Here is a 26,569-nt window from a genome sequence, read left to right as displayed (position 1 = left end):
CCCTTGTAGGAGCGAGCTTGCTCCGGGCGGCGTTCCGACGATGGTCGTCAACGATAACGCGTATGTCCTGATTGAACACGGAGCCCATGTAGGAGCGAGCTTGCTCGCGATGGTCGTCAACGATAACGCGTGCTTCCTGATTAGACGCGGCGCCCTTCGGTCCATCGTCGGAACGCCGCCCGGAGCAAGCTCGCTCCTACATACCCATACAACGACAACAAGAGTGCAGACATGACCAACGAATCGACAACACAAGCACCGCTGCCGTTGAGCAGCAACCCCGCCGTCTTCAACACCGGCAGCTGGGTCGGACGTGTGTGGCTGCCCGGCCAGGGCCCGGCCGTGGTGCTGGTCAAGGCCGGCGCCGTGCACGATATCAGCGCCCACGTGGCGACCGTCTCGGCCTTGCTTGAAGTGGCTGACCCGGTGAAGTATCTGCGAGCTTTACCCTTGGCCGAGGCCTTGATCGAGTTGCCCGCGCTGCTGGACAACAGCGACCCGAACCAACGGGATGAAAACCTGCCATGGCTGCTGGCGCCGATCGACCTGCAAGCGGTCAAGGCCGCTGGCGTGACCTTCGCTGCCAGCCTGCTGGAGCGTGTGGTCGAAGAGCAGGCCAAAGGCGATCCGGCCAAGGCCGACGCAATCCGCGACACCCTGGCCAGCCGCATTGGCGCCGACCTGTCGCAGATCGTCCCGGGCTCGGCCCAGGCCGAAGCCTTGCGCAAGGTACTGGTGGAGCAGGGCCTGTGGTCGCAGTACCTGGAAGTGGGCATCGGCCCGGACGCCGAAATCTTCACCAAGGCCCAGCCTCTGTCGGCGGTCGGCCACGGCGCCGACATCGGCATTCACCCCAAGTCGAGCTGGAACAACCCGGAACCGGAAGTGGTGCTGGCGGTGTCGAGCAACGGCACCCTTCAGGGCGCCATGCTCGGCAACGACGTCAACCTGCGCGACTTCGAAGGCCGTAGCGCCTTGCTGCTGAGCAAGGCCAAGGACAACAACGCCTCCACCTCGCTGGGGCCATTGCTGCGCCTGTTTGACGAAACCTTCAGCCTCGATGATGTGCGTAACGCCGAGGTGGATTTGCGCGTCGAAGGCCAGGATGGTTTCATCATGGAAGGCCGCAGTTCCATGCGCCAGATCAGCCGCGACCCGCTCGACCTGGTCCAGCAGACCCTCAATGAAAACCACCAATATCCCGACGGCCTGGTGCTGTTTCTCGGTACCCTGTTCGCCCCCAAGCAGGACCGTGATCAGCCGGGCAACGGCTTCACCCACAAACCGGGTGACCTGGTGGCGATCAGCAACGCGCAACTGGGGACCTTGTGCAACCGGGTGACCACCAGCGACCAGGCACCGCGCTGGGACTTCGGCCTGCGCTCGTTGATCGACAGCCTGAGCCGGCGCGGCCTACTGGAGGCGGCAGTCACCGCGCGCCAACCCTGATGCCAGAAACTGAACTGTAGGAGCGAGCTTGCTCGCGAAAAACCCGAAGACGCCGCTGGGCACCTGGATGTACGCGTCATCGTTCACGACCTTCGTCGGAACGCCGCCCGGAGCAAGCTCGCTCCTACAGGGTGGTGCGTGTCAGTACGGATTTTTTTAGGACCCAGGGATGAGCATGGCACCGGATGATGGATCGGCCCGGTATTGAATCGCTGCAATAACAATAATAAAGGCCATCAGATGAAACCACTGAAGAAGTACCAAAGCATCACCGTTGTCTTCCTGTTGTTGATCGGCATCGTCAACTACCTGGACCGTAGTGCGCTGTCCATCGCCAATACCTCGATCCAGAAGGACATGATGATCAGCCCCTCGCAGATGGGCATTCTGTTGTCGGCCTTCTCCATCGCCTACGCCTTTGCGCAGTTGCCGATGGGCATGATCATCGACCGCCTGGGCAGCAAGATCGCCCTGGGCGCTTCATTGCTGGCCTGGTCGGTGGCTCAGTCGACGTTCGGCATGGTCAACAGCTTCGCCGGCTTCATGGGCCTGCGTGTGCTGCTGGGGATTGGCGAGGCGCCGATGTTCCCCTCGGCGGCCAAGGCCTTGTCCGAATGGTTCGATGCCAACGAGCGCGGCACGCCGACCGGGATCGTCTGGTCGTCGACCTGCATCGGCCCATGCCTGGCGCCACCCTTGCTGACGCTGTTCATGGTCAACTTCGGCTGGCGCGGGATGTTCATCATCACAGGTGCGATCGGTATCGTCCTGGCCGTGTGCTGGTTGGCCTTCTACAAGAGCAAGGCGCAATACCTGGCCGAGCTCGCGGCTGAAGGCAAACCGTTGCCGACCGAGAAAACAGCCCCGGTGCAAGCGGTCGACCCGCAGGCACCGAAGGTCTCCTACTTCGCCGGCTGGCTCGACCTGTTCAAGCACCGCAGCACCTGGGGTGCGGTCCTGGGCTTCATGGGCGTGATCTACATGCTGTGGCTGCACCTGACCTGGCTGCCGGGCTACTTCGAACGCGAACATGGCATGAACCTGTACAAGACCGCGTGGCTGGTGTCGCTGGCCTATGGCTTCGGCGCAGTGGGCACTATCGTCGCCGGGCGCTTCTGCGACCGGCTGGTACGCCGTGGCATGAGCATCCTGGCCAGTCGCAAGTTCGGCGTGATCACCGGCCTGGTACTGGCCGCGCTGTTCACCGTGCCGCTGTCGTTCGTCACTGGCCTGACCGGTTGCATCATCCTGCTGTGCCTGGCGCTGTTCAGCATCAACATGGCCAGTGCCACCGCCTGGATGATCGTCAACACCATCGTCGACAGCCGCCGGGTGGCCTCGTTCGGTTCGATCCAGAACTTCGGCGGCTACATCGCCGGTTCCGTCGCGCCGATCGTCACCGGCTTCAGCATCCAGTACTCGGGTTCGTTCAATACCGCGTTCATGATCAGTGCGGTGGTGGCGCTGTGTTCGGCCCTGGCGTACTACCTGCTGCTCAACGCACCGATCAGCGATGCCGAGCCTGCACCCGAGCACATCGTTGGTGTGACCGAGTAAGGGCCTCAAGAGGATACGTGCCAGTGCATGTCGAAATCAGACTCGCATCTGGCGCGCCCAGGCTACTTGCGTTGGAGGTCAGTCGCGTAAGGTGACGTGTCACTTCATACCCCGGTGTGAAGACGCGTGACCGCTCGCTGCGAGGCTGACTTCCGATGGCATACGACACCCCCAGGGCCGTTCCTCCCCAGACCATTGGTTTTCTGCTGCTGGACCAATTCACCTTGATCTCCCTGGCGTCCGCTGTAGAGCCCCTGCGAATGGCCAATCAGTTGACCGGTCAAGAGCTGTACCGTTGGCACACGTTCACCTTGGGGGGCGCGCAGGTGTGGGCCAGCGACGGCATGCCGATCACTCCGGATTCGTCGATCGATGACGCACTGCTGCTCGATACCGTGATCGTCTGCGGTGGCACGGGCATTCAAAGTGCGGTGACCCGGGACCACATTATCTGGTTGCGAACCCAGGCGCGGCGCACGAAGCGCATGGGGGGCGTGTGCACAGGCAGTTGGGCCCTGGCCCAGGCAGGCTTGCTCGATGGCTTCGATTGCAGCGTGCACTGGGAATTCCTGGCGGCCATGCAAGAAGCTTTTCCGCGAGTGAACCTCAGCTCCAGTTTATTCACCCTCGACCGGGACCGCTTCACCAGCTCCGGTGGCACCGCGCCAATGGACATGATGCTGCACCTGATCAGTCGCGATCATGGTCATGAACTGTCAGCGGCCATTTCGGACATGTTTGTCTACGAGCGGATCCGCAACGAGCAGGATCACCAACGAGTGCCCCTCAAGCACATGCTCGGTACCCATCAACCGAAGTTGCAGGAAATCGTCGCCTTGATGGAGGCCAATCTGGAAGAACCGATCGACCTCGACGAACTGGCGAATTATGTCGGTTTGTCCCGTCGACAGCTGGAGCGGTTGTTCCAGAAATACCTCAAATCCTCGCCTTCGCGGTATTACCTCAAGCTGCGCCTGATCCGCGCGCGTCAGTTGCTCAAGCAAACGTCGATCTCCATCGTGGAGTTGTCGGTGGTGTGTGGCTTCGTGTCCACCCCCCATTTCTCAAAGTGCTATCGCGAGTGTTTCGGCATTCCACCGAGCGACGAACGCCTGGTGGCGCAAACGCAACCGCAAGTGACAGCAAGAGCGGTTGAGCAGGCGTCGCCATCGGCAAGGCAGGTGAGTTTGCTGGAACAGGCACGTGATGAGTCGACATTCGCTAGTATCAAGATTGTGAAATCTTGAATTCAGGGGTGTTGAGAATCACCCAGTTGCTGCGCGGATGATGCCCCGTACCGCTTGATCGAACGGGGTGCGTTGCGTGCATTGGTCACCCTTCCGCAACGGCCGCGCATTGGCTACGCCGCGCTGTTCCGTTCGGATCGGCAATTTGGCCTGAACCAGAACGTTGCACAGTTGGCGGTGAGCAACTGCGATTTTCCCCGGTTGCTGTTATAGGCCATCGGGTTATTGGAAACCGCCTTTCACGCATTCTCGGAGGAACTGATTGAGTCATCACTGGATTCAGCAGCCAGTTTCAATCGGTCAGCTTTACTGATGTATTTGGACTTGTTTGCCGGGGCCAACTTGGCACTGGCCTTTTTGGCGTGAGCTTTTAGTAACTGCTTTATTTTTTTCTGGCGATTCATATTCTCTGCTCAGTTCGTTTGTTTGCGCTTGAGATCGGCCTCGTTCCAGACGCCACTAAGCGGGCCGTTCGGCAAACCGTCCTTGGCTCGCGCCAGCGGGAAAATCACCGGCACGAAGCCGCTGTCGCGCACCAGCCGGGCACCGAGTTCCCGGGCCTGGCTATCGTCGGCGAAAACGGGAATTGCCTTGCCTTTGCCCGCCTGGTCTTTCATCGATGTGTAGCTGATGGCGTTGAACGCCCGCACCAGGTGCACCCCGGGCAGGTACTGCTGGTCCGCCAAGGCAACACCCTCATCCAGCGCTTTGCGCCCGACGTCTCCGTCACGGCCGCTGAACGGGTTGCTGGTACTGAACACCACCTTGCCGTCCAGCTTGCCTTTCAGCTGTTCGGACAGCACCGGCATCGCACCGTAGGGAACACTCAACACGATCACATCGCCCCATGCCGCGGCATCGCTTACCGAGCCCGCCCGAGCGTTGGGGCCGGCGCTTTTGACCAGGTCCGTCAGCTCCTCGGGATGGCGTGACGAAAACATCACCGAGTGACCGGCCTTCACCCAAAGCGTGCCAAGCGTACCGCCGACCTTGCCGGCGCCGATCACGCTGATCTTGAGAGCGTCCGCCATCGCCTGGCTGGTGCACAGGACCAGGCTGGCGAACATCAAAAAGAGGATCTTGGGCATGCGCGGTGCTCCTGCGTTGGAAAAGCAGTCTTGTATTCACCGTAGTAGAGGCTGCTCTTAAACGAAAGGTGTACGGGTGCCGCGGACCAGCGTTGTGAAGCTCCCTTACATCGGCTTTACCGAAACCACTTCGACAAACCTGAATTTCTTCCTGGCCGCCTTGGTCGCTTCCTGCTCTGCCAGAAGGGTACTCAGCGTATCCGCCTCATGGATCATTTCGTGCATCTTGCCCTCGAATTCGTTGCCCACCCGCAGCGTGACTCTCAACCTGGGCGTGAACGCTTTCGAGATCTTCTTTTTCTCCGCCACCTTTACCGGTTTTTCCGGTTTTTCCGGTGGTGCGATCACGATATCCGGGACAGTCTCTTCCTCAGGTAGGTCGCTCGCCTGCTCAACGGGCTCGGGGTCGCCGAACAGCGCCCGGCGCATCTCTTCTTCAGTCAGTTCTTCGTTCATGCAATTTCTCGGAAGGGTGTTTGGTACACACCGCCTTATTCTATCAGCAAGACCGGTCCTGATGGCTGTGGCCGATATAACGGTTAATGGCCCGTTCGAAATTGACCTTCAGCGATTATTACGCAAGATGGAAAAATTCAACGCTGCGGCTACACACAGCCACACCAGGTAAGGAAACAGGATCAAGCCAGTGATTACGTCCAGTTGCATGGCCATCACCACCATTGCAGCCACCACAAGCCAGAGCAGCGCCAGGATCACCATGCCGGCGAAAATATGGTGCGCGCCGAAGAACACCGGTGTCCACAGGGTATTGAGCGCAATCTGCGCCGCCCATAACGCCAGCACCACCTGACTTCCCGGTATCAATGTCAACCGGTACCCGGCCCAGGCAAGCAACAGATAGATAATCGACCAGGCGACCGGAAACAGCCAGTTGGGTGGCGTGAAGTCCGGTTTAACGAGCGAGTCGTACCATTGGCCTGGTTTGAAAAGGATGCCGGTGCTCGCGGCAGCACCACAGGCTAATAAAAATATTAGAAAGGTCATCACCTGTCCTTGGCTGAGCGTCAGCGATATGGGGTTGTAAATCCTTGTCGGCAGTCTCAAAGAGAAGATGCCTGGTGAAGTGAAAAGTTTAGTCGTTAAACGCAGTTAAGCGGACGGATCCATTCTTTTATAAAAATCCGTCCGCTTCTCAATCCTTTTCGGTCACGCAGAGCCTTATTCGTGGTGCGGCTCGCCGACGAACGTCAGCGAGCTGAACAAGCTCTGCTTGTCGACAGGCGCCCCTTTGGGCATCGGCAGCGTGAGTTGGGCGGCGATGATATTCAGCCCTTCGTTGCGCACCTTGATGCGTGCGCGGCCACCCTTGTCAGTCTTGCCGCTGATTTCATGGGGTGCGCCGCGGTAGTCGCCATAGAGCTCGATATCGGCCGCGGGCCTGCCGTCGATCAACACCTGCACTTGCAGTTCCTTGCCCGGGCCGACTTTCAGCGGGTCGCTTTGCGGGATGATCGCCAGGCGCAACATGTCCAGCTTCGGCAGGCGCGCGCCTTCCTGATAGATCGCCAGGCTGTACTTGAAACTGTGGGTCGACGCGATGGCGTCCTGCACCTGGGTACGGTCTTGATTGACCCATCGCTTGTCCGGGGTCTGCGACCAGGGGCCGTTGTCCAGCAGCACGGCCATGATTGCCGGTGGACGCAGCGGCTGCAGGCGGGCGTGGTCTGCCAGGCGCTGGACGGTCACGGGGATCATTTTGCCGGCCGCGTCAAACGCCCAGCCGCCCTTGATCTTCTCGGCTTTGAAGGGGCCGTCCTCGGCGCCATGGCCATACACCACCTCGATGTTGCCTCGGCGTTCCTCGGTCCACAGGCCGTGGGCGCTGGCCTGTGCGGTGATGACGAGCGCCAGGGCGGCGGCGATTTTCAGTGACGAGTGCATGGTGAATCCTTTCGATCAGAGGTTGAGGGTCAGGCTGACGCTGAGGTTGCGTGGATCGCCCGGCATGACCCAGGCGCTGTTGTAGGCGCGTTCGTAATACTTGCGGTTGAACAGGTTGTTGAGGTTCAGCCCGACGGTGACCTCCTCGCTGGCTTGGTAATGGGCGAGCAGGTCGACGGTGCTGTAGGAGGGGAGGGTGAAGGCGCTGCCGGTCTGGCCCGAGCGCTCACCCACGTAGCTCACGGCTGCGCCGATATCCGAGCCCCGCAAGGCGCCGTTCTGGAACGCGTGCACGGCCATCAGGCTGCCGCTGTGTCGGGCGATGCCGAGCAGGTCGCTGCCTTCGGGGATGGCCGCGTCGCCCTTGGTCACTTCGGCGTCGATGTAGGCGTAAGCGCCGATGACACGCAGGGCATCGGTGACCTGGCCGCTGAACTGCAGGTCCAGGCCCTGGCTGCGGGCTTTGCCTGCGGCGACGCTGTCACCCAGGGCATCGGTGGTGATGACATTTTCCTTGTCGATGTGGAACAGGGCGACAGTCGCACCGATGCGGCTGTCGAAGAGATCGAGTTTCAGGCCGCTCTCATAGCCCAGGCCTTTTTCAGGTTTGTACACCTGGCCTTGAGTGCCGACGGTGTTGGGCTTGAACGAGGTGGAGGCGTTGGCGAACACGCCGACCTGCGGCGTCAGTTGATAGAGCAGGCCGATGCGCGGGGTGGCGACGTCCTTTTCCTGGCTGTTGCTCACACCCGTGGTGCGGTTCAGCGACGTCTGCTCGATGCGCTCCAGGCGGACGCCGATCAGCCCGCGCAGGCGTTCGGTGAAAGCGATCTGATCCTGGAGATTGAGGGCGTAGCTCTCGGTGTGCTCGAAGAAGTCGTTGGCCCGGGTCAGGGCCGGCTTGGGCTGACCGTACACCGGATTATAAATGTCCAGGCCATAGCTCAGCAGCGTGGCACTCTGCGGGTACTTCTGGCTGTTGCGATAGTTCTCGTATTCCAGCCCCGTCAGCGTCTGATGCTGCCAGCCGCCGAGCTCGAAGTGTCCGTGCAGCTCGGCCTGGGTGATGGAGTCGTTCCACTCGAAATCACGCTCGCGGTAGAAACGGCTGATGGTCGTGCCGACCAGGGCCTGGGGTTCCGAGCTCGCGCCCTTGAGCGTGCCTTGGGTGTAGTGGTTGGCCAGGCGCAGTTTCCAGTCGTCGTTCAGGTAGTGTTCCAGCGCCAGGTCGATGGTCTGGTTGTCGTTGCGGATCTGGCCGTCGTTGGGCTCGCCGAGGAAGGTCGAGCGCTTGACCGAGCCCAGCTCACCATTGACCGCAGGAATGCCGCGGTCGAACACCGATTCGGTGCGGGAAAATTCGGTGTCGAGCATCAGCCGGGTGTCCGGCGAAATCTGCCAGCTCAGCGACGGGCTGACAATGCGTCGTTCGTTGCCGACATGGTCGCGAAAGCTGCCGTTGTCCTCGACCGCCAGGTTGACCCGACCCAGCAAGTTGCCCTCGCTGTCGAGCGGGGCGTTGACGTCCAGGTTGCTCCGATAGCGATCCCAGGTGCCCGCGCTGACACTCAGGGTGCTGAAGGCTTCGGGCTGGGGGCGCTTGGTGACGATGTTGACCAGGCCACCGGGATCGCCACGCCCGTAGAGGCTGGCCGCCGGCCCCTTGAGGACTTCGATGCGCTCGATGCTGGAAGTGTCCGGCGAGCTGTAGCTGCCACGATTGATCGCAAAGCCGTTCTTGTACAGCTCGCCGGTGGTGAAGCCACGCACGCTGTAGTTGAGAAAGGTCAGCCCGCCGAAGTTGTTCTGCCGTGCTACGCCACCGGCGAAATCCAGGGCGCGGTCGATGCGGGAGGTATTGAGGTCCTGGATCACCTGGGCGGGAATGACGTCAATGCTCTGCGGGGTGTCGCGGATGTCCGTGTCGGTGCGGGTGGCCGTGGCCGAGCGGGTGGCGCGATAACCACGCACCGGGCCGTCGGCGCGTTCTTCGATCAATGAATCGGTGATGGATAGCTCGTCCAGCACCAGGGTTTCTGCCGCTGATAGCGGTTGTTCGAATAGCCCGAGGGTGAGTCCTGCCAGCAGCGGCGCGTAGTGTTTCAAAATGGGTTCTCCGTTGATTATGTAATAACATAACATTTATCAGTTGGGAGGCACTACTGCTGTCATGGGATTGCGTCGGCGCGGGGCGGTGGAGATGCAAGCTACCGGGACGCTGGCGTTGTTAGAGGTGCTTGAAGTTTCGCTGCTGGAATGAGCATCCGCTGAAATGCGGTCCCCAAAAAAAGGGACCGCTGCACAGCCTGCATCGCGGACGCGTTTGACTCAGGCGGATGGATCGATCTGATCCAGCATCCGGTTGGCCGTGATTTCCGCGAGCATGATGCTGTTGGAAATGCCCAGCAGGGCGTTGCGCGAACCACCGTCCAGATGATCCACCAGGTGATGGACCATTACATCGACTGAGGCCAGCGTCTCGACCAGATAAACCGCCAGGGTTTCGGTCGTGGCCTGCGGGTCGATGGTAAACAGGGTGCTGGGTGTGCGCGGGGTGGCTTTGATGTCGGCAGTCGACGGGGAGTGGAAATCGAGGGTCCGTTCGGCGGTCTCGTTGAGTGTGTTTGAATCGGGTTCGTATGGGGATACCGGATCGGTGTCCGGCGGGTTCGGTGTAACCTTGAACATAAGCTAGATCCTCAATGAAGTGCCACCCCTCTTGCGACTAAACGAGAGGGGAGGCAGCTGTACGCAGGTTAGTCGACCGGGGATCTAGCAAACCGGCGCGCCCGAAGGCGCCCTGCGCACAGCTACCATCGAGTGCGGGCACGGGATGCCTGACTGATAGAGCTTGTGCACTTCACTAAACCACGGGCGACTAAACCCGATCACTGATGGGCAGTGACGCGAATCAAGTTACCGAGCGACCCCAAGGCGCACAAGCCGGCGGATTCTGGCGTACACGTAGGCAACGGCGCAAGGTCTTGTAGCTTTCAGGAAGTAATCAGTAGGACGCTTAAACACGTGTATTGCGCTGGTGTTTAATTTGCTTGAGCGAACATTGCTGCACGCCTCATTCCTGCCCAGCCTCCACTCCCTCCAGATGATCAATGTGCTTGAATCTCTCGACCAGAAAATCGATCAGGCTGCGCACCCGCGCCGACAGGTGCAGCTGCTGTGGATACACGGCGTAGACATCGGCGCGGGTGGGGGTCTGGTCTTCCAGCACCAGGCGCAGGCGGCCACTGCGCACATAGCGGGCTATGTCCCATTCGGCCCGCAGCAGAATGCCGTGACCTTCCAGCGCCCAATTCAGCGCCACTTCACCGTCGTTGCAGCCTAGCGCGCCGCGCACCTTGACGTTTTGTGTGCGCCCACCGTTGGTAAAGCTCCACACGCCGTAGGGCGTTTCGTTTTGCCGCAGGAAGATGCAGTTGTGTTGTTGCAGATCCGCGAGGCGTTGCGGCACGCCATGTTTTTCCAGGTACAGCGGCGAGGCGCATAACAGGCGGCGGTTGGAAGCGATCTTGCGGGCATGGAAAGCGGCGTCCGGCAGCGTGCCGAAACGAATGCCCAGGTCAAACCCGTGGGTCGTCAGGTCGAGCGGGTGGTCAGTGATTTCCAGCTGTATTTCCACCTCCGGGTATTGCGCGAAGAACGCGCCCAATGCGGGGCCGATGTAGCGCCGGCCGAACCCCAGCGATGCGTTGACACGAATCAGGCCTTTGGGGGTCGCCCGACTGCTGCTGATCAACTGCTCGACCTCGTTGATCTGCGTGAGGATGCGCGCGGCATGGGAGAAATACAGCTCGCCTTCCGGGGTCAGGCTCATCGAGCGCGTGGTGCGGTTGACCAGGCGTGTGCCGAGACGCGCTTCCAGGGCGGTCAGGCGTTTGCTCACGGCCGGTGGCGTGACGCCCAGCTCTCGAGCCGTGGCGGCCAGGCTGCCTTTATTGGCCAGCAGGTAGAAAAAAGACAAATCCAGGGTTTGGCTCATTCGTAACTCAAATTCATGTATGTAGTTATTTTGGGTAACTCACGCGTATTTGCTCACTACATATACTCCGCTCACACCCTGATTGAACAGCCCGTTCAACAGGCACAACAAAAACGTGACGAGAGTGGAGTTGACTGATGAGCGCATACAAAATTGCTGCGGTTCCAGGTGACGGCATCGGTGTTGAAGTGATCGCCGCCGGTGTCGAGGTGCTGCAAGCCCTGTCGAAAAAGTCCGGCTTCGAACTGGATTTCAAACACTTCGACTGGAACTCGGATAACTACCTTAAAAACGGGTACTACATCCCCGAAGGCGGGCTGGAGGAACTGAAAACCTTCGACGCGATTTTCTTCGGCGCGGTCGGTGCGCTCAACGTGCCGGATCACATTTCCCTGTGGGGCCTGCGCCTGCCGATCTGCCAGGGCTTCGACCAGTACGCCAACGTACGTCCGGCGCGGGTGCTGCCAGGGGTTAAAAGCCCGCTGCTCAATGGTGATCAGATCGACTGGGTGGTGGTGCGTGAAAACTCCGAAGGCGAGTACTCCGGCAATGGCGGCCGCGTGCACCGGGGCCTGCCGGAAGAAGTGGCCACGGAAGTGTCGGTGTTCACCCGGGCCGGGGTCGAGCGCATCCACCGCTTCGCCTTCGAACTGGCGCAGAGCCGTCCACGCAAGCACCTGACCATGGTGACCAAGTCCAACGCGCAGCGTCACGGCATGGTGCTGTGGGACGAGATCTTCTACGAAGTGGCCAAGGATTTTCCTGACGTCAAAATCGACAAGGAACTGGTCGATGCCGTGACCACACGGATGGTGCTCAAACCGTCGACGCTGGACGTGATCGTCGCCACCAACCTGCACGCCGACATCCTCTCCGATCTGGCAGCCGCATTGTCCGGCAGCCTGGGCATTGCACCGACCGCCAACCTAAACCCGTCGCGCAAATTCCCTTCGATGTTCGAACCGATCCATGGCTCGGCCTTCGACATCACCGGCAAAGGTGTCGCCAACCCGATCGCGACATTCTGGACGGCGGCGATGATGCTCGAACACCTTGGCGAAGCCGCTGCGGCCAAGCAATTGATGTCCGCCATCGAGGCGGTGACCGAGAGCGGTCTGCATACCCCCGATCTCGGTGGCAACGCCACCACCCGCCAGATCACGGAAGCGATCATTGCGTTGATCAACCGCTGATATTAATCGGCGATTCAAGCTGCGGCACCACGCCTTGGGGCGATCACCAATCCGCCCCTTGGCCTTTCCTGACAACAATAAAAAATCAGGGCCGGTCATGAAAAGAATATTTGGCAAACTCTATGTACAAGTGCTCCTCGCCGTCATCCTCGGCGCCATCGTCGGGGTGTTCGTTCCGGAAACCGGCACCGCGCTCAAGCCGTTGGGCGACGCCTTCATCAAGCTGATCAAAATGCTCCTCGCCCCGGTGATCTTCCTGACCGTGGTCACGGGCATCGCGCGCATGGAAAACATGAAGGAACTGGGCCGTGTCGGCTTCCGGGCGCTGATCTATTTCGAAGTGGTGTCAACCCTGGCGCTGGTGGTCGGCCTGGTCGTCGTCGATGTGTTCAAACCCGGTGCGGGCATGAACATTGATGTCGCGACACTGGATACGTCCAGTCTGGCAACCTACACGTCAGCCGTGAAACACGCCTCGTTCATGGACTTCGTCATGAACATCATCCCCGACACCATCGTGGATGCGTTCGCCAAGGGCAACGTGCTGCAAATCCTGCTGTTTTCCATTTTGCTTGGCATTGCCCTGGCGCATGCAGGGCCGCGTGCAAAAGCGTTCGTCGACACGCTGGATGGATTGATGCAGGGCATGTTTCGCATCGTCAACATGGTCATGCGCCTGGCGCCCATCGGTGCGTTCGGTGCCATCGCGTTCACCATCGGCAAGTACGGCTTCGGCTCGCTGTTCTCGCTGGGCAAGCTGATGGCCTGCGTTTACCTGACCTGCGCCGTGTTCGTGATCTTCGTCCTGGGGCCGATCTGCCGCTACAGCGGTTTCAGCCTGTGGAAGTTCCTGAAGTTCATCAAGGAAGAACTGTTCACCGTGCTCGGCACCAGCTCTTCGGAATCGGTGTTGCCGCAGATGATTTCCAAGATGGAAAAGGCCGGTGTGTCCAAACCTGTGGCCGGGATGATCATTCCCTCTGGACTGACCTTCAACCCGGACGGGCAGGCGATCTACTACACCATCGCCGCCATCTTCATCGCCCAGGCCACGAATACGCCGCTGACCCTGACGGATCAGTTGATCGTGCTGGCGGTGTTGATGTTTACGTCCAAAGGCTCTGCGGGTGTCACCGGTTCGGGGTTCATCATTCTGGCGGCGACCTTATCGTCCCTGGGCACCATTCCGGTGGCGGGCATGGTGCTGCTGTTGGGCGTCGACCGCTTCATGTCGGAAGCGCGGGCGATCACCAACACCATTGGCAACGGCGTCGGCACCATGGCCATGGCCAAATGGGTCGGGGCGCTGGACACCGTGAAAATGCACAAGGCGCTCAATGGCGAGGTCGCCGATGAACAGCCTGAGGTGATACAAGCAGAAGTCGCCGCGGGTCCTGCATCGAAAGAAGCGGGCACCTTGCTCGATGCCAGTCAGTTAAGCGAATGGGGCCCTTGTAGGAGCGAGCTTGCTCGCGATGGTCGTTAACGATAACGCGTGTTTGCTGGTTAAACGCGGTGCTCTTGAGTCCATCGCGAGCGAGCTCGCTCCTACAATATCCTTAACTGATCGGCATTAGGCACCTTGCTCCCCAGCTTTAAAGAAGTCTCTCGGGCGTAACGCGGACGGAAAAAGGGCGCCTGCAAAGTCGTGGATCAGGCGCCCACAGGAGGAAAACGCGACAAGCTTACTGCTTGCTAGATTGCGCTCTGATCTGGCTCAGGCTCAGTCGCGGCGTCAAGGCTTCCGGGTCCACTCTCACTTCAATCAAGCACGGCCGGGACATTGCCAGGCAGCGTTCAAAAGCGGGTTGGAATCCGGCCGTGACGGTCACCAATTCACCATGCAGTCCGTAGGCTTGAGCCAGTGCTACAAAGTCCGGGTTGTGCAGATCAGTCCCTGAAACGCGTCCCGGATAGTTACGTTCCTGGTGCATTCTGATGGTGCCGTACATGCCGTTATTGATCACAACGAAAATGACGTTGGCTCCGTATTGCGCAGCAGTCGCTATCTCCTGGCCATTCATCAAGAAACAGCCATCGCCCGAGAATGAAACCACCACCCGTTCCGGGCACGTCAGCTTGGCCGCCACCGCAGCAGGAACGCCATAACCCATCGAGCCATTGGTAGGGCCGAGCTGGGTACGGTATTGGCGGAACTGATAGAACCGTTGAAGCCAGACCGCATAGTTTCCCGCACCATTGGTCAGGATCGCGTCGTCCGGCAGCCTGCGATTCAACCAGGCAATGATGTCGGCCATTTGCACGTTGCCAGGGGAGGGCGACCGCTCCAGGTTTTGCTGATAGTGGCTGTTCAGCGTGCGCGTCCATTCGCTGTTTTTTCCGGGGGCGGCTGCTGGAAGTTTTGAGGCTGATTTGGCAAAGGTCGACATGCTGCTGTTGATCGCCAACGCAGGTTGGTAAACCCGGCCCAGCTCCTCGATACCTTGATGAATATGAATCAGGGTTTGCCTGGGCACCGGAATCTCCAGGGCCGCATATCCACCTGTTGAAACCTCGCCCATTCGAGAACCGACCACGAGCAGCAGGTCGGCCTCTTTCACCGCTGACAACAACGGCGCCGAAGCGGCGAAGCCAAGATCTCCCACGTAGTTGGGGTGTCGATTGTCGAACAGGTCCTGGCAGCGAAAGGACGCTGCCACAGGGATGTCCTGCTGTTCGGCAAACAGCCGGATGTCGTGCACCGATTCGGCATCCCAGCCGCTGCCACCCAGCACCATCAAGGGTCGCTCTGACCGCTCGAGCAGTTGTTGCATCGCGGTCAATTGCTCGGCGGCCGGGGTCATCAGGACCCGTTTGAACGGTCCGGCGTCACTCACTTGCGCCAGTTCAGTCAGCATGTCCTCCGGTAACGCGACCACGACGGGCCCAGGCCTGCCATTCACTGCGCGGTGGAATGCCTGGCTGATCAGTTCGGGAATCCGGCGTGTGTCGTCTATCTGCACGACCCATTTGGCCAGGGGGCCGAACATCTGGCGAAAATCGATTTCCTGAAAGGCTTCGCGATACTGTTGGTCGCGAGCCACCTGGCCAATGAACAAAATCATCGGCGTGGAATCCTGGAACGCGGTGTGGACGCCAACCGAGGCATTGGTTGCCCCCGGGCCTCGGGTGACGAAGCAGATGCCTGGCTCGCCGGTGAGTTTGCCGTAGGCTTCGGCCATATAGGCCGCGCCGCCTTCCTGACGGCAGACGACCAGGTCGATTTCTTCCTGCACGTCGTGCAATGCATCGAGTACCGCGAGGTAGCTTTCTCCAGGCACACAGAAAGCTCTTTTGACGCCGTGGATGCGCAGGGCATCCACCAGAATCTGACCTCCGCTACGACGAGAAATGCTTTTATTCATTGTTATCTCCTGAGTCGAATGGGGCGGTGTACAGAGGCGAGCGGTTCACTATCTTGTAGACGACATCTCGTTGGCTTACACGAGCTGCGGCAAACCAGGGTTTGCCGCGCATGGGTGGAGCCTAGACGAGAGGAGAAACCGCCAGGATGGTCGAGCAGTCCAGCAAGGAGCGGCGTTGGGTGTCCGCGTAGAGCTTGAGCTCGTTGGTGACTTTTTGGCCCAATGCCTTTTCGAATTCCGCCTGGTTGGAGCTGCCTGCGTAATGAGCTTGCGAGTCATCGCCAAGGTTCGACTGGAAGATTCCCGCCGCGCTGACGGGCAGAAAGTCTTCATAGACCAGGGGCTCGTATTGAATGTGACCCTGCGCAATCAGCTCCTGGCGCGAGCTTGGACGGTGACTGTTGCTGCGCGATGCAATGCCTTTTTGTGTTGGGAAATAGCGGAAATAGGCAAGGCCTTTGTCGTGCAGTTCAGCGTAGTCGTCTGGAAAGTCCTTGAAGTGTTTTTCCAGAATCGCGGTGTATTTTTCTGCATTGGATTCGGACGGGAACTCCCCCAGCTCTGCACGTGCAGCGTTCAGCAGGCTGTCGTAAAGTTCGCGGCCTTTGGGCGTCAGTGCGGCGCCGCGTTGTTCGATCTCGCCGAATCGAGCCGTGTGGCTCCCCGTTGCGATTCCGTCTTGATCAGTGAAGGCCACGGTTTCCTGCAACGCCTTGAAACTGGTCTGGCGTAGCAGAATCGGGCATCGGCGACGGGGAGGGCCTTCGATAACGGCCTTCGGTGTGATGCCCTTTTGTTGCATGCCATTCTGGATCATGTCGATGTCCAGGGTTCGAGGCGTGAGGTGATTGATATGCGGGCCTTTGAAGGCGACCACGTCGGCGATGAGCCGGTGCTGATCATGCAAGCGCTGATAGTCTTTCGCCGTGACTGTCGCGTCGTGATGCCAGCGAAATGTCTCTAATGCCTGCTCGACGAAATCCGCGGCATCCTTCGCATCAAGGCCGCCATGGGTTTCGAATTTCTCGATGAGCTTCAGCGCGTCCGGGGTGAAAATCTGCCGCTGATCCAGGATCGCCTGAACACGCTGTCGAATCTCTACATTTTCAATCAGGTCCAGGCGCAGGAGTGAAGTGAATACCCTGAATGGACTGGCCTGCAACGAGTCTTCATGGATGGCGCGAAATGCCGTGGAGTGCACCGGGACGCCGGCAGGGGTCAGGTCGTAGTAGCCGACAGGCTGCATGCCCATGACGGCGAACAGTCGCGCAATGGTCGCCAACTCTTCAGGCGTGCCGACGCGGATGGCCCCATGACGCTCCATGTCCAGACGCTCGATTTCGCCTGTGCGTTGCAGGTGGCCGGAAACGGCCTTATCCGACGCCATCACTGTGCTGTTGGTCTCGGCGACCAGCTCCATGAGTGTTCCGTAGAGCGGTACCTCTTGCTTGTACATGTCGGACATTGCCCGGGAAAAGCGGGTACGAATTTCGTCTGCTTCGACGAAACCTTGAGTGTTCATCAAAAGAACTCCTTGCTGAATAGTTGCGTGTTGACCAGGCACTTCGCGCTGCTTTAACGAATGGCAGCCAGGCAGCTTTCGAAGATATCGAGACCTTCTTCGAGGATGTCGGGCTCAGTGGTCAGCGGTGGCAACAGGCGGATGATGTGGCGGGACTTCCCGCTAGGCATCAGCAGCAATCCCTTCTGCCGGGCGCTTTCGAGCAGCTGGGCCAGCACCGCCGTCGCGGGTGCCCCTTCAGGCGTTATCAGTTCGATCCCGCGCATAGCGCCAACCCCGGTCAACCGTCCGAGATAAGGCGAGAGTTTCTGTTGCTGCCAGGCCAGATACCGACTGACGATGGCCTTTTCCTGCTGCTCACCCCAGGTGGAAAGGTTGGCGTCTGTCATCTCGTCCAGCGTGGCGAGCGCAGCGGCACAGGCCATCGGGTTGCCAGAGTACGTTCCACCCAGGCCACCTTTGGGCAAGGCATCGAGCAACTGCTTTTTACCCACCACAGCCCCAAGCGGAAGACCGCCGGCAATGCTTTTGCCCAACAGGATCAGATCGGGTTCGATCCCCAGTCGCGTAAAGCCGAAGCGTTGCCCGGTACGACCGAAGCCCGATTGAATTTCATCAACGATTATAAGAATGCCCTTCTCGTCGCAAAACGTGCGCAACGCTTGTGCGAACGATGGGTCGAGCGCCAGGAACCCGGCTTCACCTTGCACCGGCTCGAGAATGAAACAGGCGACTTCATTGACATCGATCTCGACGCTGAACAGCCGATCCATCGCCTTGAGTGCTTCCTGCGACGTCACGCCCGTGTCTTTGCTCGGGTAGGGCAGGTGATAAACCGGGCCGGGCAGGGTGCCGACACGTTGTTTGTACGGTGCAACCTTGCCGTTCAGATTCAGGGTGGCCAACGTACGTCCGTGAAAGCCGCCATCGAATGCAATGACCGCCGTACGACCTGTCGCCGCTCGCACGATCTTCAGCGCGTTCTCTGCTGCCTCGGCGCCACTGTTGGTCAACATGCCACTGACCGGATAGGACACGGGGATAAACCCGGCCAGTCGTTCCATGAACTGCCTGTAGGGTTCATGGGGGACGGCATTGAAGGCGTAATGCGTCAGTCGCGAGGCCTGGTTGCACATCGCCTCGACTATCCGCGGGTGGCAATGGCCCAGATTCAGGACGCCAATGCCGCCGATGAAATCAATGTAGCGCTTGCCGTCAGTGTCCCAGACCTGTGCGTTGCTGCCACGGCTCAAGGTGATCGGATGGACGATCCCGATCGACTCGCTGATGGAGGACTGTGTCATGACGGCACGTCCTCCTTGACCTGGGCCGATGGAGATCCGTTGCGGTACTTATCGGGTACCGCAACGGACATTTCCAAGCTGGCTAGGGTCGTCCATGGGCGCATTCTGGTTGGCATTTTGGTGGTCCTGGGCTGCATAGGTTTTTTTCTATGTAAGCGAGGAATGCCCGGTTACCACAAGCGAAAAGAAATGACGCAATCATTCCTTAAACTATTGAAGATTTCAGGTAGGGCTCGCCTGCAGGCGTGCTCGATGAAAGAGGGAATGCCTGAGCATTCCCTCCAGCCGGGCGACCTGTTTGCTGACCGCGCTTTGAGTCAGGTGCAGCTCTTCGGCAGCGCGGGTGCAGCCCAGGTGACGTGCCGCGGCTTCGAAGCACTGTAGGGCGACCATGGGGGCGTAAGACGTTTGGGCATATCGATTTCTAACGGGTGAAAAGTTGACTTCATTAGCTCAGGGAATGATGTGCTGAGTAAACGTCGTTTGTTGAACAAGCGCGGTCGGATGAATACTGATCCGGTTCAATAATTTCGACCACCACCAGAGGCAGGAGAAAAAAATGGTTGATGGACTGCTCAAAGGCCTAGGCGTTTCCGAGGCTGCATTCACGAATGGCGGCTATCCCGTACATACACCAATCGATGGTAGTCAGGTTGCTTCCGTCACGTTGGAGGACAAGGCTGCGGTAGCCGGGAAGATCGATCTCGCCCATCAAGCCTTCCTGTCCTGGCGTGATGTTCCTGCCCCACGTCGTGGCGAGCTGGTTCGTGTGTTCGGCGAAGTCTTGCGCAAAAACAAAGAGCAGCTCGGCGAATTGGTCTCGGTGGAAACCGGCAAAATTTTCCAGGAAGGTCTGGGCGAAGTTCAGGAAATGATCGATATCTGCGACTTCGCAGTAGGTCTTTCCCGTCAGTTGTACGGTTTGACGATCGCGTCCGAGCGCCCGGGTCACCATATGCGGGAAACGTGGCAGCCGCTCGGCATCGTCGGCGTGATCAGCGCGTTCAACTTCCCGGCTGCCGTATGGGCCTGGAACACTTCCTTGGCACTGGTTTGCGGTAACGCTGTGCTGTGGAAGCCGTCCGAGAAAACGCCTTTGACGGCCCTGGCATGCCAGGCGTTGTTCGAGCAGGCACTGAAGATTTTTGGCCAGGCACCCGAAGGGCTCAGCCAACTGATCATCGGTGATCGTGAGGCGGGTGAAGTGCTGGTCGATGATCCACGCATTCCGTTGATCAGTGCCACCGGCAGCACGCGGATGGGCAAAGAAGTCGGACCGCGGGTCGCGGCTCGTTTCGGTCGTTGCATTCTCGAGTTGGGCGGCAACAACGCAATGATCCTGGCGCCGAGTGCCGACCTCGACCTGGCCGTGCGTGGCATCCTGTTCAGTGCGGTCGGCACTGCCGGCCAGCGCTGCACGACCCTGCGTCGTTTGATCGTGCACCGTTCGATCAAGGACGAAGTGGTTGCTCGAGTCAAGGCGGCTTACGCCAAGGTGCGCATCGGTGATCCCCGTAAAGACAATCTGATCGGCCCACTGATTGACAAGCAGGCGTTCCAATCGATGCAAGGTGCCTTGAGCCAGGCGCGGGATGAAGGTGGTCAGGTGTTTGGTGGTGAGCGCAAGCTGCAGGATCAATACCCGAACGCCTATTACGTATCGCCAGCCATTGTGGAGATGCCAGGTCAGTCCGCCGTCGTTCGCCACGAAACCTTCGCACCGATTCTGTATGTGTTGGCCTACGATGATTTTGAAGAAGCGCTGCGTTTGAACAACGAAGTACCTCAAGGCCTGTCGTCCTGCATCTTCACCCTGGATGTTCGCGAAGCCGAGCGCTTCCAGAGTGCCTCCGGCAGTGACTGCGGTATCGCCAACGTGAACATCGGCACCAGTGGCGCCGAGATCGGCGGTGCATTCGGTGGTGAGAAAGAAACCGGGGGTGGACGCGAGTCCGGCTCGGATTCCTGGAAAGCCTACATGCGTCGTCAGACCAATACGATCAACTATTCCCGCGAGCTGCCCCTGGCTCAAGGGATCGTCTTCGACTGATCGAGATAACGCCCCGGGCTGTTCTGCGGTCCGGGTTTTTCGCTTCAGAAGCAAAAGTATTCGCTAAAGGTTGCTGATCAGTGACACGGGTCGCCGCGCGTGCGGTCAGCCCCTGAACACAATGATCGCCTGACAAGTTGTAAAAATAATAAAAGGCCAGCGCTATGTTTGAATCATTTGAACCTGCCACCCTATGTGTAAGTGAGGCTTGACTTTGGACACTCAAAAAGTGACGAAGGCGAATGCTCCTTTCTGGATGGCAATCGCTCCGCTATTGGCTACCACCGTCATTCTGATGGTGCAGTTTTTTGTTTTTAACGATTTCACTCCGCACATCCCTCTGGCCATCGGCATTTTGCTGTGTGGGTTGTTCGCCAGGTTCAACGGCATGCGTTGGAATGATCTCGAATCGTCAATGCTCAAAGTCGTATCGGTCGGTATACCTGCCATATTCATTTTGATGTCGGTCGGTATGCTCATCAGCGCATTGATTGCAGCGGGCACTGTGCCCACGCTTATTTATTACGGCTTTGGATACCTGAGTGCCGGCTCTTTCCTGGTGGTGACTTGCCTGATCAGCTCGGTGATTTCACTGGCGACCGGAACGTCCTGGGGAACCGTGGGTACTGTCGGCCTGGCATTGATGGGCGTGGGTGAGGGCCTGGGTGTGCCCGCCTATATGACCGGTGGGGCATTGGTGTCCGGCGCCTTTTTTGGCGACAAGATGTCCCCGCTCTCAGAGACGACCAACCTGACACCAGCCGTTTGCGGAACGGATCTATGGAGTCATATCCGCGGGATGATGGCCACGACGATTCCTGCCATGCTGATCGCGTTGGGGCTGTATGCCTGGCTGGGTTCCGGCTATAGCAACGCCGAGATCGATACCGTAGGTGTCGACACTATTCGCGGAGCACTTGAAAACAAATACCAGCTGGGTTTAGTCACAATGATTGCGCCGCTGGTCATCATTGTTTTCGCGTTTTTCAGAGCGCCAGCCCTGCCCACCATGTTCGTCGGCGTGAGCCTCGCCTGCGCCGTCGCCGTTTTTCAGCAGGGCTACGAGGTAAAACAACTATTCAAGATTTTGCAGGACGGTTACGTGAGCACCACCGGTATCGATGCCGTTGACAAGTTGCTCAGCAAGGGCGGTCTCATGTCGATGACCTGGGTGATTACATTGACGCTACTGGCGTTGGGATTTGTCGGTGCGATTGAAGCGTGTGGCGCGCTCAAGACCCTTTCTCGACAGCTCGATAAAGTCATCAAGGGACGTTTCACCCTGGTGCTCGCCAGTCACTCGTCGGTACTCGCAGTCGCCACGCTGATAGGGGATGTCTACACCTCTCTGGTGCTTCCAAGCCGGTTGTTGAAGGACAAGTATGCAGCCATGGGCTACAAACCGACGGTCCTCTCCAGGAGTGTCGAGGACTGTGGAACATTGTGTTCGCCCCTGATCCCCTGGAACATGGGAGGTGCCTTTGTCTCGACGACGATAGGTGTTCCGACCGTCCTTTATGCTCCGTTCGCTTTTGCCTGCTGGTTGTCCCCAATGATTGGATTGTTGTGGGCACTTCTAGGGAAATTCATGCCTCGTACGGATGATGTTCCTGTCGATCATCCAGCGATCAAGCCCGACGCATATAAAAACCCGATTCCAGAACCCCTGGTTTTATAGATAACGTTATTCCATTGGCTGGACAGTGGTTGAGAGGTTGATTGTATGGTTGAGTTACGTCGAGAGTGTCTGTGGGAGCATGTAACACCCGGGCAGGCACCGCCAATGGCTTTGGCCAGCACGGTCAAGGTGGACGTTTGTGTGATTGGGGGCGGTATTACCGGACTCTCCGCGGCGCTGAACTTGCTCGAAAATGGCAAGAGCGTTGCTGTGCTGGAGGCCCATAAAGTGGGGCACGGTGGTTCTGGGCGCAACGTAGGATTGGTCAATGCCGGTACCTGGATCAAGCCGGATGACGTCGAGGCGACGTTGGGCAGCAAAGCCGGGGGGCGTCTTAACCAGGTGCTGGGTGAGGCACCTGCCCAGGTCTTTGCCACGATTGATCGACTGGGTATCGATTGTCAGGCGCGTAACGATGGCACGCTGCACATGGCTCACAACGCTAGCGGCGTCGCTGACCTGCAATCGCGCCATGATCAGTGGAAGCGCCGCGGTGCCGATGTTGAACTGCTGACAGGGTCCAAATGCCAGGAGTATTGCGGCACGGATAAAATTTCAGCGGCATTGCTGGATCGACGCGCGGGGACCATCAACCCGATGGGTTATACCACCGGTTTGACTGAAGCTGTGCGTCGACTGGGCGGTCGCCTGTTCCAGAATTCGCCGGTTATCCACCTGGAAAAACAGGGCGCCGCCTGGCTGGTCAAGACAGCTAAGGGCGTTGTCGTCGCGGACAAGGTGGTGATATCGACCGGCGCCTATACCGAAGGCGACTGGTCCGAGCTGCAGAAAAACTATTTCCGTGGCTATTACTATCAGGTGGCCTCGACACCGCTGGTGGGGACTGAAGCGGATAACGTCTTGAGGCACGGCCAGGGGTCCTGGGACACTCGTTTGGTATTAAGCAGCATTCGCCGGGATGCGGACGGTCGTCTGTTGCTGGGCAGTATGGGAAGAACGGACAACAAACCTGCCTGGTTCATCAAGAGTTGGGCCGACAGGATTCAAACCCACTATTTCCCCCAGCTGGGGAAAATAGAATGGGAAATGCACTGGACCGGGTGCATCGATTTTACCCCGGATCACCTGATGCGCTTGTTTGAACCTGCACCTGGCGTTGTGGCCGTTACTGGCTATAACGGGCGAGGCAATACCACTGGAACCGTGGTGGGTAAAGCCTTGGCGGATTACTTGATCGACGATCTGCCGGATAATTTGCCGATTCCTTTTTCGACCATGAAGCCGATTCATAGCGCCGGGTTGAGGAGTGCGTTCTATGAGGGCGGTTTTTCTCTTTACCATGCGGGGCAGTGTTTGCGAGTGATTCTATAGAGAACAGGATTTCAGTCCGCAATAACTCTTTCTATTACTAATCCTCACGACCAGCGTGGCCCGATCCTCTGGTTAGAAGGGGAAAAAGCAGGTGCAAGCCTGATGCCCGTCAGTTAAGGGAATTGTAGGAGCGAGCTCGCTCGCGATGGACTCAAGAGCGCCGCGTTTAACCAGTTAACACGCGTCATCGTTAACGACCATCGCGAGCGAGCTCGCTCCTACAGGGGCCGCATGACCTCCCAGTACTAAAGGAGGTGCCAATGAACGCTAAAGGACCATTCCAGTCTGGCGTCATAGGTTTAGCCTCAATCCCACGATCAAAAGATACCGGCTGCGATGGCCCATCCACCTCTGCATCTTGAAACACTGTTCGCCTGAACACTTGATGCAGCACCCCCTGCTGAACTCCGTCAATCACGACCAACAGACGAGCCTCACAGCCTGCGATATGCATAGAAGACCTCACCTGATTCCGGGTCTCCAGAATAAAAGAGGATTTATCATGAGCAGCACCTTCTTCATTCCATCCGTGAACATGATGGGTATTGGCAGTCTCGACGAAGCCATGCTCGCAATCCGCAAATATGGTTTCCGTAAAGCCTTGATCGTCACTGATGCAGGCCTGGCCAAAGCCGGCGTGGCCGCCAAGGTAGCCAGCCTTCTGGCCCAGCAGGACATCAACTCCACCCTGTTCGATGGCGCCAAACCGAATCCGACGGTCAGCAATGTCGAAAAAGGCCTTGAGCTGCTGGGTCGCAGCGACTGTGATTTCATTATTTCCCTGGGCGGCGGTTCACCCCATGACTGTGCCAAGGGCATTGCCCTGTGCGCCGCCAATGGCGGGCACATCAGTGATTACGAAGGCGTGGACCAATCCGCCAAGCCACAGATGCCGTTGATCGCGATCAATACCACCGCCGGAACGGCGAGTGAAATGACCCGCTTCTGCATCATTACCGACGAAGTCCGGCACGTGAAAATGGCCATCGTCGACCGCAACGTCACCCCACTGTTGTCGGTCAACGATCCTTCGCTGATGGCCGCCATGCCCAAAGGCCTGACCGCCGCCACCGGCATGGACGCGCTGACCCACGCTATCGAAGCGTACGTGTCGACTGCGGCAACGCCCATCACCGATGCCTGTGCGCTCAAGGCCGTGGAATTGATCTCGGCCAACCTGCGCACTGCCGTTGCCCAGGGTGATGACATGACCGCCCGGGAAAATATGGCCTACGCGCAGTTCCTTGCCGGCATGGCCTTCAACAATGCGTCGCTGGGCTATGTCCACGCCATGGCGCACCAATTGGGTGGGTTCTACGACCTGCCCCACGGCGTGTGCAATGCGATCCTGCTGCCCCATGTCGCCAGCTTCAACGCCAGCGTATGCCCGGCCCGGTTTAAAGACATCGCCAACGCAATGGGGGTCGATACCCAGCGTCTGGATGCGGAAAAAGGCGCCGCCGCGGCCATCGCCGCCATCCGTCAACTTTCTTCGGATGTCGGTATTCCGAACGGCCTCGCCGAACTGGGCGCCAAGGCCGACGACATCCCGATCCTTGCAACCAATGCCATGAAGGATGCCTGCGGCTTTACCAACCCGCGGTCTGCCAATCAGGATGAGATCGAGCAGATTTTCCATACCGCGATGTAACCGATGTGGCGTGACGCCAGCCAGATCAACAGCCCCGCCTTCGGTTGAAGTGCGGGGTTTAATGCTGTTTGTAGGAGCGAGCTTGCTCCGGGCGGCGTTCCGACGATGGACTACAGAGCACCGCGTGTTATCCAGCCAACACGCGTTATCGTTGGCGACCATCGCGAGCAAGCTCGCTCCTACAAACAGCATCAGGTCGCATAAGGGGACGTTACTGCGGCCACTGTTCCAGCAGTATCGAGACGAACTTTTCTGCTGCCGGGGAGAGTGACGCACCTCGTCGATAGACAAGCCCCAACGACCGATTGACCACAGGATCGATGAGCGGAACGCTCACCAGCGTTGGATGATCGTCCGCGGGCATTGCCAGGCTCGGCATCGCCGACACCCCCAGACCCGCTTCGACCAATCCCAGCGACGTCGACAGATGCTGCACTTCGTAGAACCACTGCGGACGCCAGCTCAGCCCGGATAGCGCATGGTCCAGCAGCATACGGTTGCCGCTCAGACGTCCGACCCCGATCAGTCGGTAGTCGCTCAGCTCGGACCAGCTGACCGAGGCGCGTTTCGCCAGCTCATGATCCCGTCGACAGGCCAATACGAACGGTTCGTTTACCAGCGGAACGAATTCGATGTCGGGGTGCTGGCCGCTCATCATATTGATACCGAAGTCGGCTTCACCACGCAGCACCGACTCCAGGCCTTCATTAGCGCTCAGGTCGAGCAGGCGGATGCGGATTTTCGGGTAGCGTTCGTTGTAAATCCGAATCACCGAAGGCAGGAAATAAAACGCCGCGGTGGGGATACAGGCCAGGGTTACACGGCCGATCTGGCGTTCTGCCAGCTCGCGAATATTCAAAATGGAATCGTCGAAATCGTCCAGCAACCGGCGCGCCTTGGGCAAGAAATCCCGTCCGACGCTGGTCAGGCTGACTTTGCGCGTGGTGCGATCGAGCAGGGCAGTACCCAATCCCTCTTCCAGCTTTTTAATCCGCCGACTCAACGCTGGCTGAGAAAGGTGAAGCGCATCGGCGGCTTCGTGGAAGCTGCCGAGTTCGGCGATTTTCACGAAAGATCTGATGTCCTGAAGCTCATATTCCATAGTCATCTCGTCCTCGTAGATCGCGGCATGAAGGGTTGAACCTTAAGATTTTCTTTTGTGAAACGCAATAATCGCTTCGATCTTTGCATTGGAAACACTATTATTTCCCTGTCACTCTTGTTTGCAAGACAT

21 protein-coding genes and 1 pseudogene are annotated in these 26,569 nt (G+C 58.8%); 9 read left to right on the top strand and 13 right to left on the bottom strand.

Annotation, left to right across the window (positions count from 1 at the left end):
• Positions 1-231: 231 nt before the first annotated feature.
• From PMA3_RS19285 to gbdR, 3 genes are all read left to right on the top strand, one after another.
• Positions 232-1,449, top strand: coding sequence for a fumarylacetoacetate hydrolase family protein (locus PMA3_RS19285; RefSeq protein ID WP_064678673.1), 1,218 nt, complete (start codon positions 232-234; stop codon positions 1,447-1,449).
• Positions 1,450-1,689: 240 nt separating this feature from the next.
• Positions 1,690-3,006, top strand: a complete 1,317-nt coding sequence (locus PMA3_RS19280) for an MFS transporter (protein ID WP_064678672.1) — start codon at positions 1,690-1,692, stop codon at positions 3,004-3,006.
• A gap of 155 nt (positions 3,007-3,161) precedes the next feature.
• Entirely contained in the window at positions 3,162-4,253 is a 1,092-nt protein-coding gene (gene gbdR, locus PMA3_RS19275) for a choline metabolism transcriptional regulator GbdR (protein WP_064678671.1), read from the top strand.
• 239 nt (positions 4,254-4,492) lie between these two features.
• On the opposite strand, the gene PMA3_RS19270 is transcribed toward gbdR, so the two are convergent.
• From PMA3_RS19270 to PMA3_RS19235, 8 genes are all read right to left on the bottom strand, one after another.
• A complete protein-coding gene (locus tag PMA3_RS19270) occupies positions 4,493-4,657 on the bottom strand; it encodes a DUF2986 domain-containing protein (RefSeq protein WP_064678670.1) in 165 nt (54 codons plus the stop codon).
• A gap of 9 nt (positions 4,658-4,666) precedes the next feature.
• Positions 4,667-5,341, bottom strand: a complete 675-nt coding sequence (locus PMA3_RS19265; RefSeq protein ID WP_064678669.1) for an NADPH-dependent F420 reductase — start codon at positions 5,339-5,341, stop codon at positions 4,667-4,669.
• Between the two features lie 105 nt (positions 5,342-5,446).
• Positions 5,447-5,797 (bottom strand): hypothetical protein, encoded by a 351-nt coding sequence (locus PMA3_RS19260; RefSeq protein ID WP_064678668.1) that lies wholly within the window; start codon positions 5,795-5,797, stop codon positions 5,447-5,449.
• A gap of 108 nt (positions 5,798-5,905) precedes the next feature.
• A complete protein-coding gene (gene tspO, locus PMA3_RS19255; protein ID WP_064678667.1) occupies positions 5,906-6,346 on the bottom strand; it encodes a tryptophan-rich sensory protein TspO in 441 nt (146 codons plus the stop codon).
• A 174-nt stretch (positions 6,347-6,520) separates the two neighbouring features.
• Complete coding sequence (locus PMA3_RS19250; RefSeq protein ID WP_064678666.1) at positions 6,521-7,243, bottom strand: DUF4198 domain-containing protein; 723 nt, start codon at positions 7,241-7,243, stop codon at positions 6,521-6,523.
• Positions 7,244-7,258: 15 nt separating this feature from the next.
• On the bottom strand, positions 7,259-9,349 hold the full coding sequence (locus PMA3_RS19245) for a TonB-dependent siderophore receptor (protein WP_193408114.1): 2,091 nt from the start codon (positions 9,347-9,349) through the stop codon (positions 7,259-7,261).
• A 222-nt stretch (positions 9,350-9,571) separates the two neighbouring features.
• Positions 9,572-9,931, bottom strand: a complete 360-nt coding sequence (locus tag PMA3_RS19240; RefSeq protein ID WP_064678665.1) for a DUF6124 family protein — start codon at positions 9,929-9,931, stop codon at positions 9,572-9,574.
• A 385-nt stretch (positions 9,932-10,316) separates the two neighbouring features.
• Complete coding sequence (locus tag PMA3_RS19235; protein WP_064678664.1) at positions 10,317-11,240, bottom strand: LysR family transcriptional regulator; 924 nt, start codon at positions 11,238-11,240, stop codon at positions 10,317-10,319.
• 137 nt (positions 11,241-11,377) lie between these two features.
• Here PMA3_RS19235 and PMA3_RS19230 point away from each other — a divergent pair, with 137 nt between their 5' ends.
• The gene (locus tag PMA3_RS19230; protein ID WP_064678663.1) at positions 11,378-12,433 is read left to right on the top strand and encodes a tartrate dehydrogenase; all 1,056 of its coding nucleotides are present in this window, start codon (positions 11,378-11,380) and stop codon (positions 12,431-12,433) included.
• Between the two features lie 97 nt (positions 12,434-12,530).
• Complete coding sequence (locus PMA3_RS19225; RefSeq protein ID WP_064678662.1) at positions 12,531-13,919, top strand: dicarboxylate/amino acid:cation symporter; 1,389 nt, start codon at positions 12,531-12,533, stop codon at positions 13,917-13,919.
• A 199-nt stretch (positions 13,920-14,118) separates the two neighbouring features.
• On the opposite strand, the gene PMA3_RS19220 is transcribed toward PMA3_RS19225, so the two are convergent.
• The 4 genes and pseudogenes from PMA3_RS19220 to PMA3_RS30980 all read right to left on the bottom strand — a co-directional run.
• Positions 14,119-15,798, bottom strand: a complete 1,680-nt coding sequence (locus tag PMA3_RS19220; protein WP_064678661.1) for a thiamine pyrophosphate-binding protein — start codon at positions 15,796-15,798, stop codon at positions 14,119-14,121.
• Positions 15,799-15,919: 121 nt separating this feature from the next.
• Complete coding sequence (gene hglS / locus PMA3_RS19215; RefSeq protein WP_064678660.1) at positions 15,920-17,320, bottom strand: 2-oxoadipate dioxygenase/decarboxylase HglS; 1,401 nt, start codon at positions 17,318-17,320, stop codon at positions 15,920-15,922.
• Between the two features lie 53 nt (positions 17,321-17,373).
• Positions 17,374-18,624: a 2-aminoadipate transaminase gene (locus PMA3_RS19210; RefSeq protein ID WP_064678659.1), complete on the bottom strand. Its 1,251-nt coding sequence runs from the start codon at positions 18,622-18,624 to the stop codon at positions 17,374-17,376.
• A gap of 228 nt (positions 18,625-18,852) precedes the next feature.
• Positions 18,853-19,040 (bottom strand): annotated as a pseudogene (locus PMA3_RS30980) (LysR family transcriptional regulator); the annotation flags it as partial.
• A 143-nt stretch (positions 19,041-19,183) separates the two neighbouring features.
• On the opposite strand from PMA3_RS30980, the gene amaB reads away from it, so the two are divergent.
• The 4 genes from amaB to yiaY all read left to right on the top strand — a co-directional run bounded on the left by amaB (position 19,184) and on the right by yiaY (position 25,335).
• Positions 19,184-20,674 (top strand): L-piperidine-6-carboxylate dehydrogenase, encoded by a 1,491-nt coding sequence (amaB, locus tag PMA3_RS19200; RefSeq protein ID WP_064678657.1) that lies wholly within the window; start codon positions 19,184-19,186, stop codon positions 20,672-20,674.
• A 214-nt stretch (positions 20,675-20,888) separates the two neighbouring features.
• Positions 20,889-22,352, top strand: coding sequence for a Na+/H+ antiporter NhaC (nhaC, locus tag PMA3_RS19195; RefSeq protein WP_237140655.1), 1,464 nt, complete (start codon positions 20,889-20,891; stop codon positions 22,350-22,352).
• Positions 22,353-22,397: 45 nt separating this feature from the next.
• Complete coding sequence (gene amaA, locus PMA3_RS19190; protein ID WP_064678655.1) at positions 22,398-23,684, top strand: L-pipecolate oxidase; 1,287 nt, start codon at positions 22,398-22,400, stop codon at positions 23,682-23,684.
• A gap of 502 nt (positions 23,685-24,186) precedes the next feature.
• A complete protein-coding gene (gene yiaY / locus PMA3_RS19185) occupies positions 24,187-25,335 on the top strand; it encodes an L-threonine dehydrogenase (RefSeq protein WP_064678654.1) in 1,149 nt (382 codons plus the stop codon).
• A gap of 211 nt (positions 25,336-25,546) precedes the next feature.
• On the opposite strand, the gene PMA3_RS19180 is transcribed toward yiaY, so the two are convergent.
• Positions 25,547-26,437 (bottom strand): LysR family transcriptional regulator, encoded by an 891-nt coding sequence (locus tag PMA3_RS19180; RefSeq protein WP_064678653.1) that lies wholly within the window; start codon positions 26,435-26,437, stop codon positions 25,547-25,549.
• Between the last annotated feature and the right edge of the window lie 132 nt (positions 26,438-26,569).

The organism is Pseudomonas silesiensis, assembly GCF_001661075.1.
Lineage (GTDB): Bacteria > Pseudomonadota > Gammaproteobacteria > Pseudomonadales > Pseudomonadaceae > Aquipseudomonas > Aquipseudomonas silesiensis.
Note: the sequence above shows the minus strand (reverse complement) of the source record. Positions and strands in the feature narration are given on the sequence as shown.

Bases quoted from the DNA above. Each gene is read 5' to 3' on its own strand.
- PMA3_RS19270 (WP_064678670.1), bottom strand. From the start codon at position 4,657: ATGAATCGCCAGAAAAAAATAAAGCAGTTACTAAAAGCTCACGCCAAA.
- PMA3_RS19230 (WP_064678663.1), top strand. From the start codon at position 11,378: ATGAGCGCATACAAAATTGCTGCGGTTCCAGGTGACGGCATCGGTGTT.
- amaA (WP_064678655.1), top strand. From the start codon at position 22,398: ATGGTTGAGTTACGTCGAGAGTGTCTGTGGGAGCATGTAACACCCGGG.
- gbdR (WP_064678671.1), top strand. From the start codon at position 3,162: ATGGCATACGACACCCCCAGGGCCGTTCCTCCCCAGACCATTGGTTTT.
- PMA3_RS19260 (WP_064678668.1), bottom strand. From the start codon at position 5,797: ATGAACGAAGAACTGACTGAAGAAGAGATGCGCCGGGCGCTGTTCGGC.
- amaB (WP_064678657.1), top strand. From the start codon at position 19,184: ATGGTTGATGGACTGCTCAAAGGCCTAGGCGTTTCCGAGGCTGCATTC.
- PMA3_RS19265 (WP_064678669.1), bottom strand. From the start codon at position 5,341: ATGCCCAAGATCCTCTTTTTGATGTTCGCCAGCCTGGTCCTGTGCACC.
- PMA3_RS19235 (WP_064678664.1), bottom strand. From the start codon at position 11,240: ATGAGCCAAACCCTGGATTTGTCTTTTTTCTACCTGCTGGCCAATAAA.
- PMA3_RS19240 (WP_064678665.1), bottom strand. From the start codon at position 9,931: ATGTTCAAGGTTACACCGAACCCGCCGGACACCGATCCGGTATCCCCA.
- PMA3_RS19225 (WP_064678662.1), top strand. From the start codon at position 12,531: ATGAAAAGAATATTTGGCAAACTCTATGTACAAGTGCTCCTCGCCGTC.
- PMA3_RS19220 (WP_064678661.1), bottom strand. From the start codon at position 15,798: ATGAATAAAAGCATTTCTCGTCGTAGCGGAGGTCAGATTCTGGTGGAT.
- PMA3_RS19280 (WP_064678672.1), top strand. From the start codon at position 1,690: ATGAAACCACTGAAGAAGTACCAAAGCATCACCGTTGTCTTCCTGTTG.
- PMA3_RS19250 (WP_064678666.1), bottom strand. From the start codon at position 7,243: ATGCACTCGTCACTGAAAATCGCCGCCGCCCTGGCGCTCGTCATCACC.
- PMA3_RS19285 (WP_064678673.1), top strand. From the start codon at position 232: ATGACCAACGAATCGACAACACAAGCACCGCTGCCGTTGAGCAGCAAC.
- hglS (WP_064678660.1), bottom strand. From the start codon at position 17,320: ATGAACACTCAAGGTTTCGTCGAAGCAGACGAAATTCGTACCCGCTTT.
- tspO (WP_064678667.1), bottom strand. From the start codon at position 6,346: ATGACCTTTCTAATATTTTTATTAGCCTGTGGTGCTGCCGCGAGCACC.
- yiaY (WP_064678654.1), top strand. From the start codon at position 24,187: ATGAGCAGCACCTTCTTCATTCCATCCGTGAACATGATGGGTATTGGC.
- PMA3_RS19210 (WP_064678659.1), bottom strand. From the start codon at position 18,624: ATGACACAGTCCTCCATCAGCGAGTCGATCGGGATCGTCCATCCGATC.
- PMA3_RS19180 (WP_064678653.1), bottom strand. From the start codon at position 26,437: ATGGAATATGAGCTTCAGGACATCAGATCTTTCGTGAAAATCGCCGAA.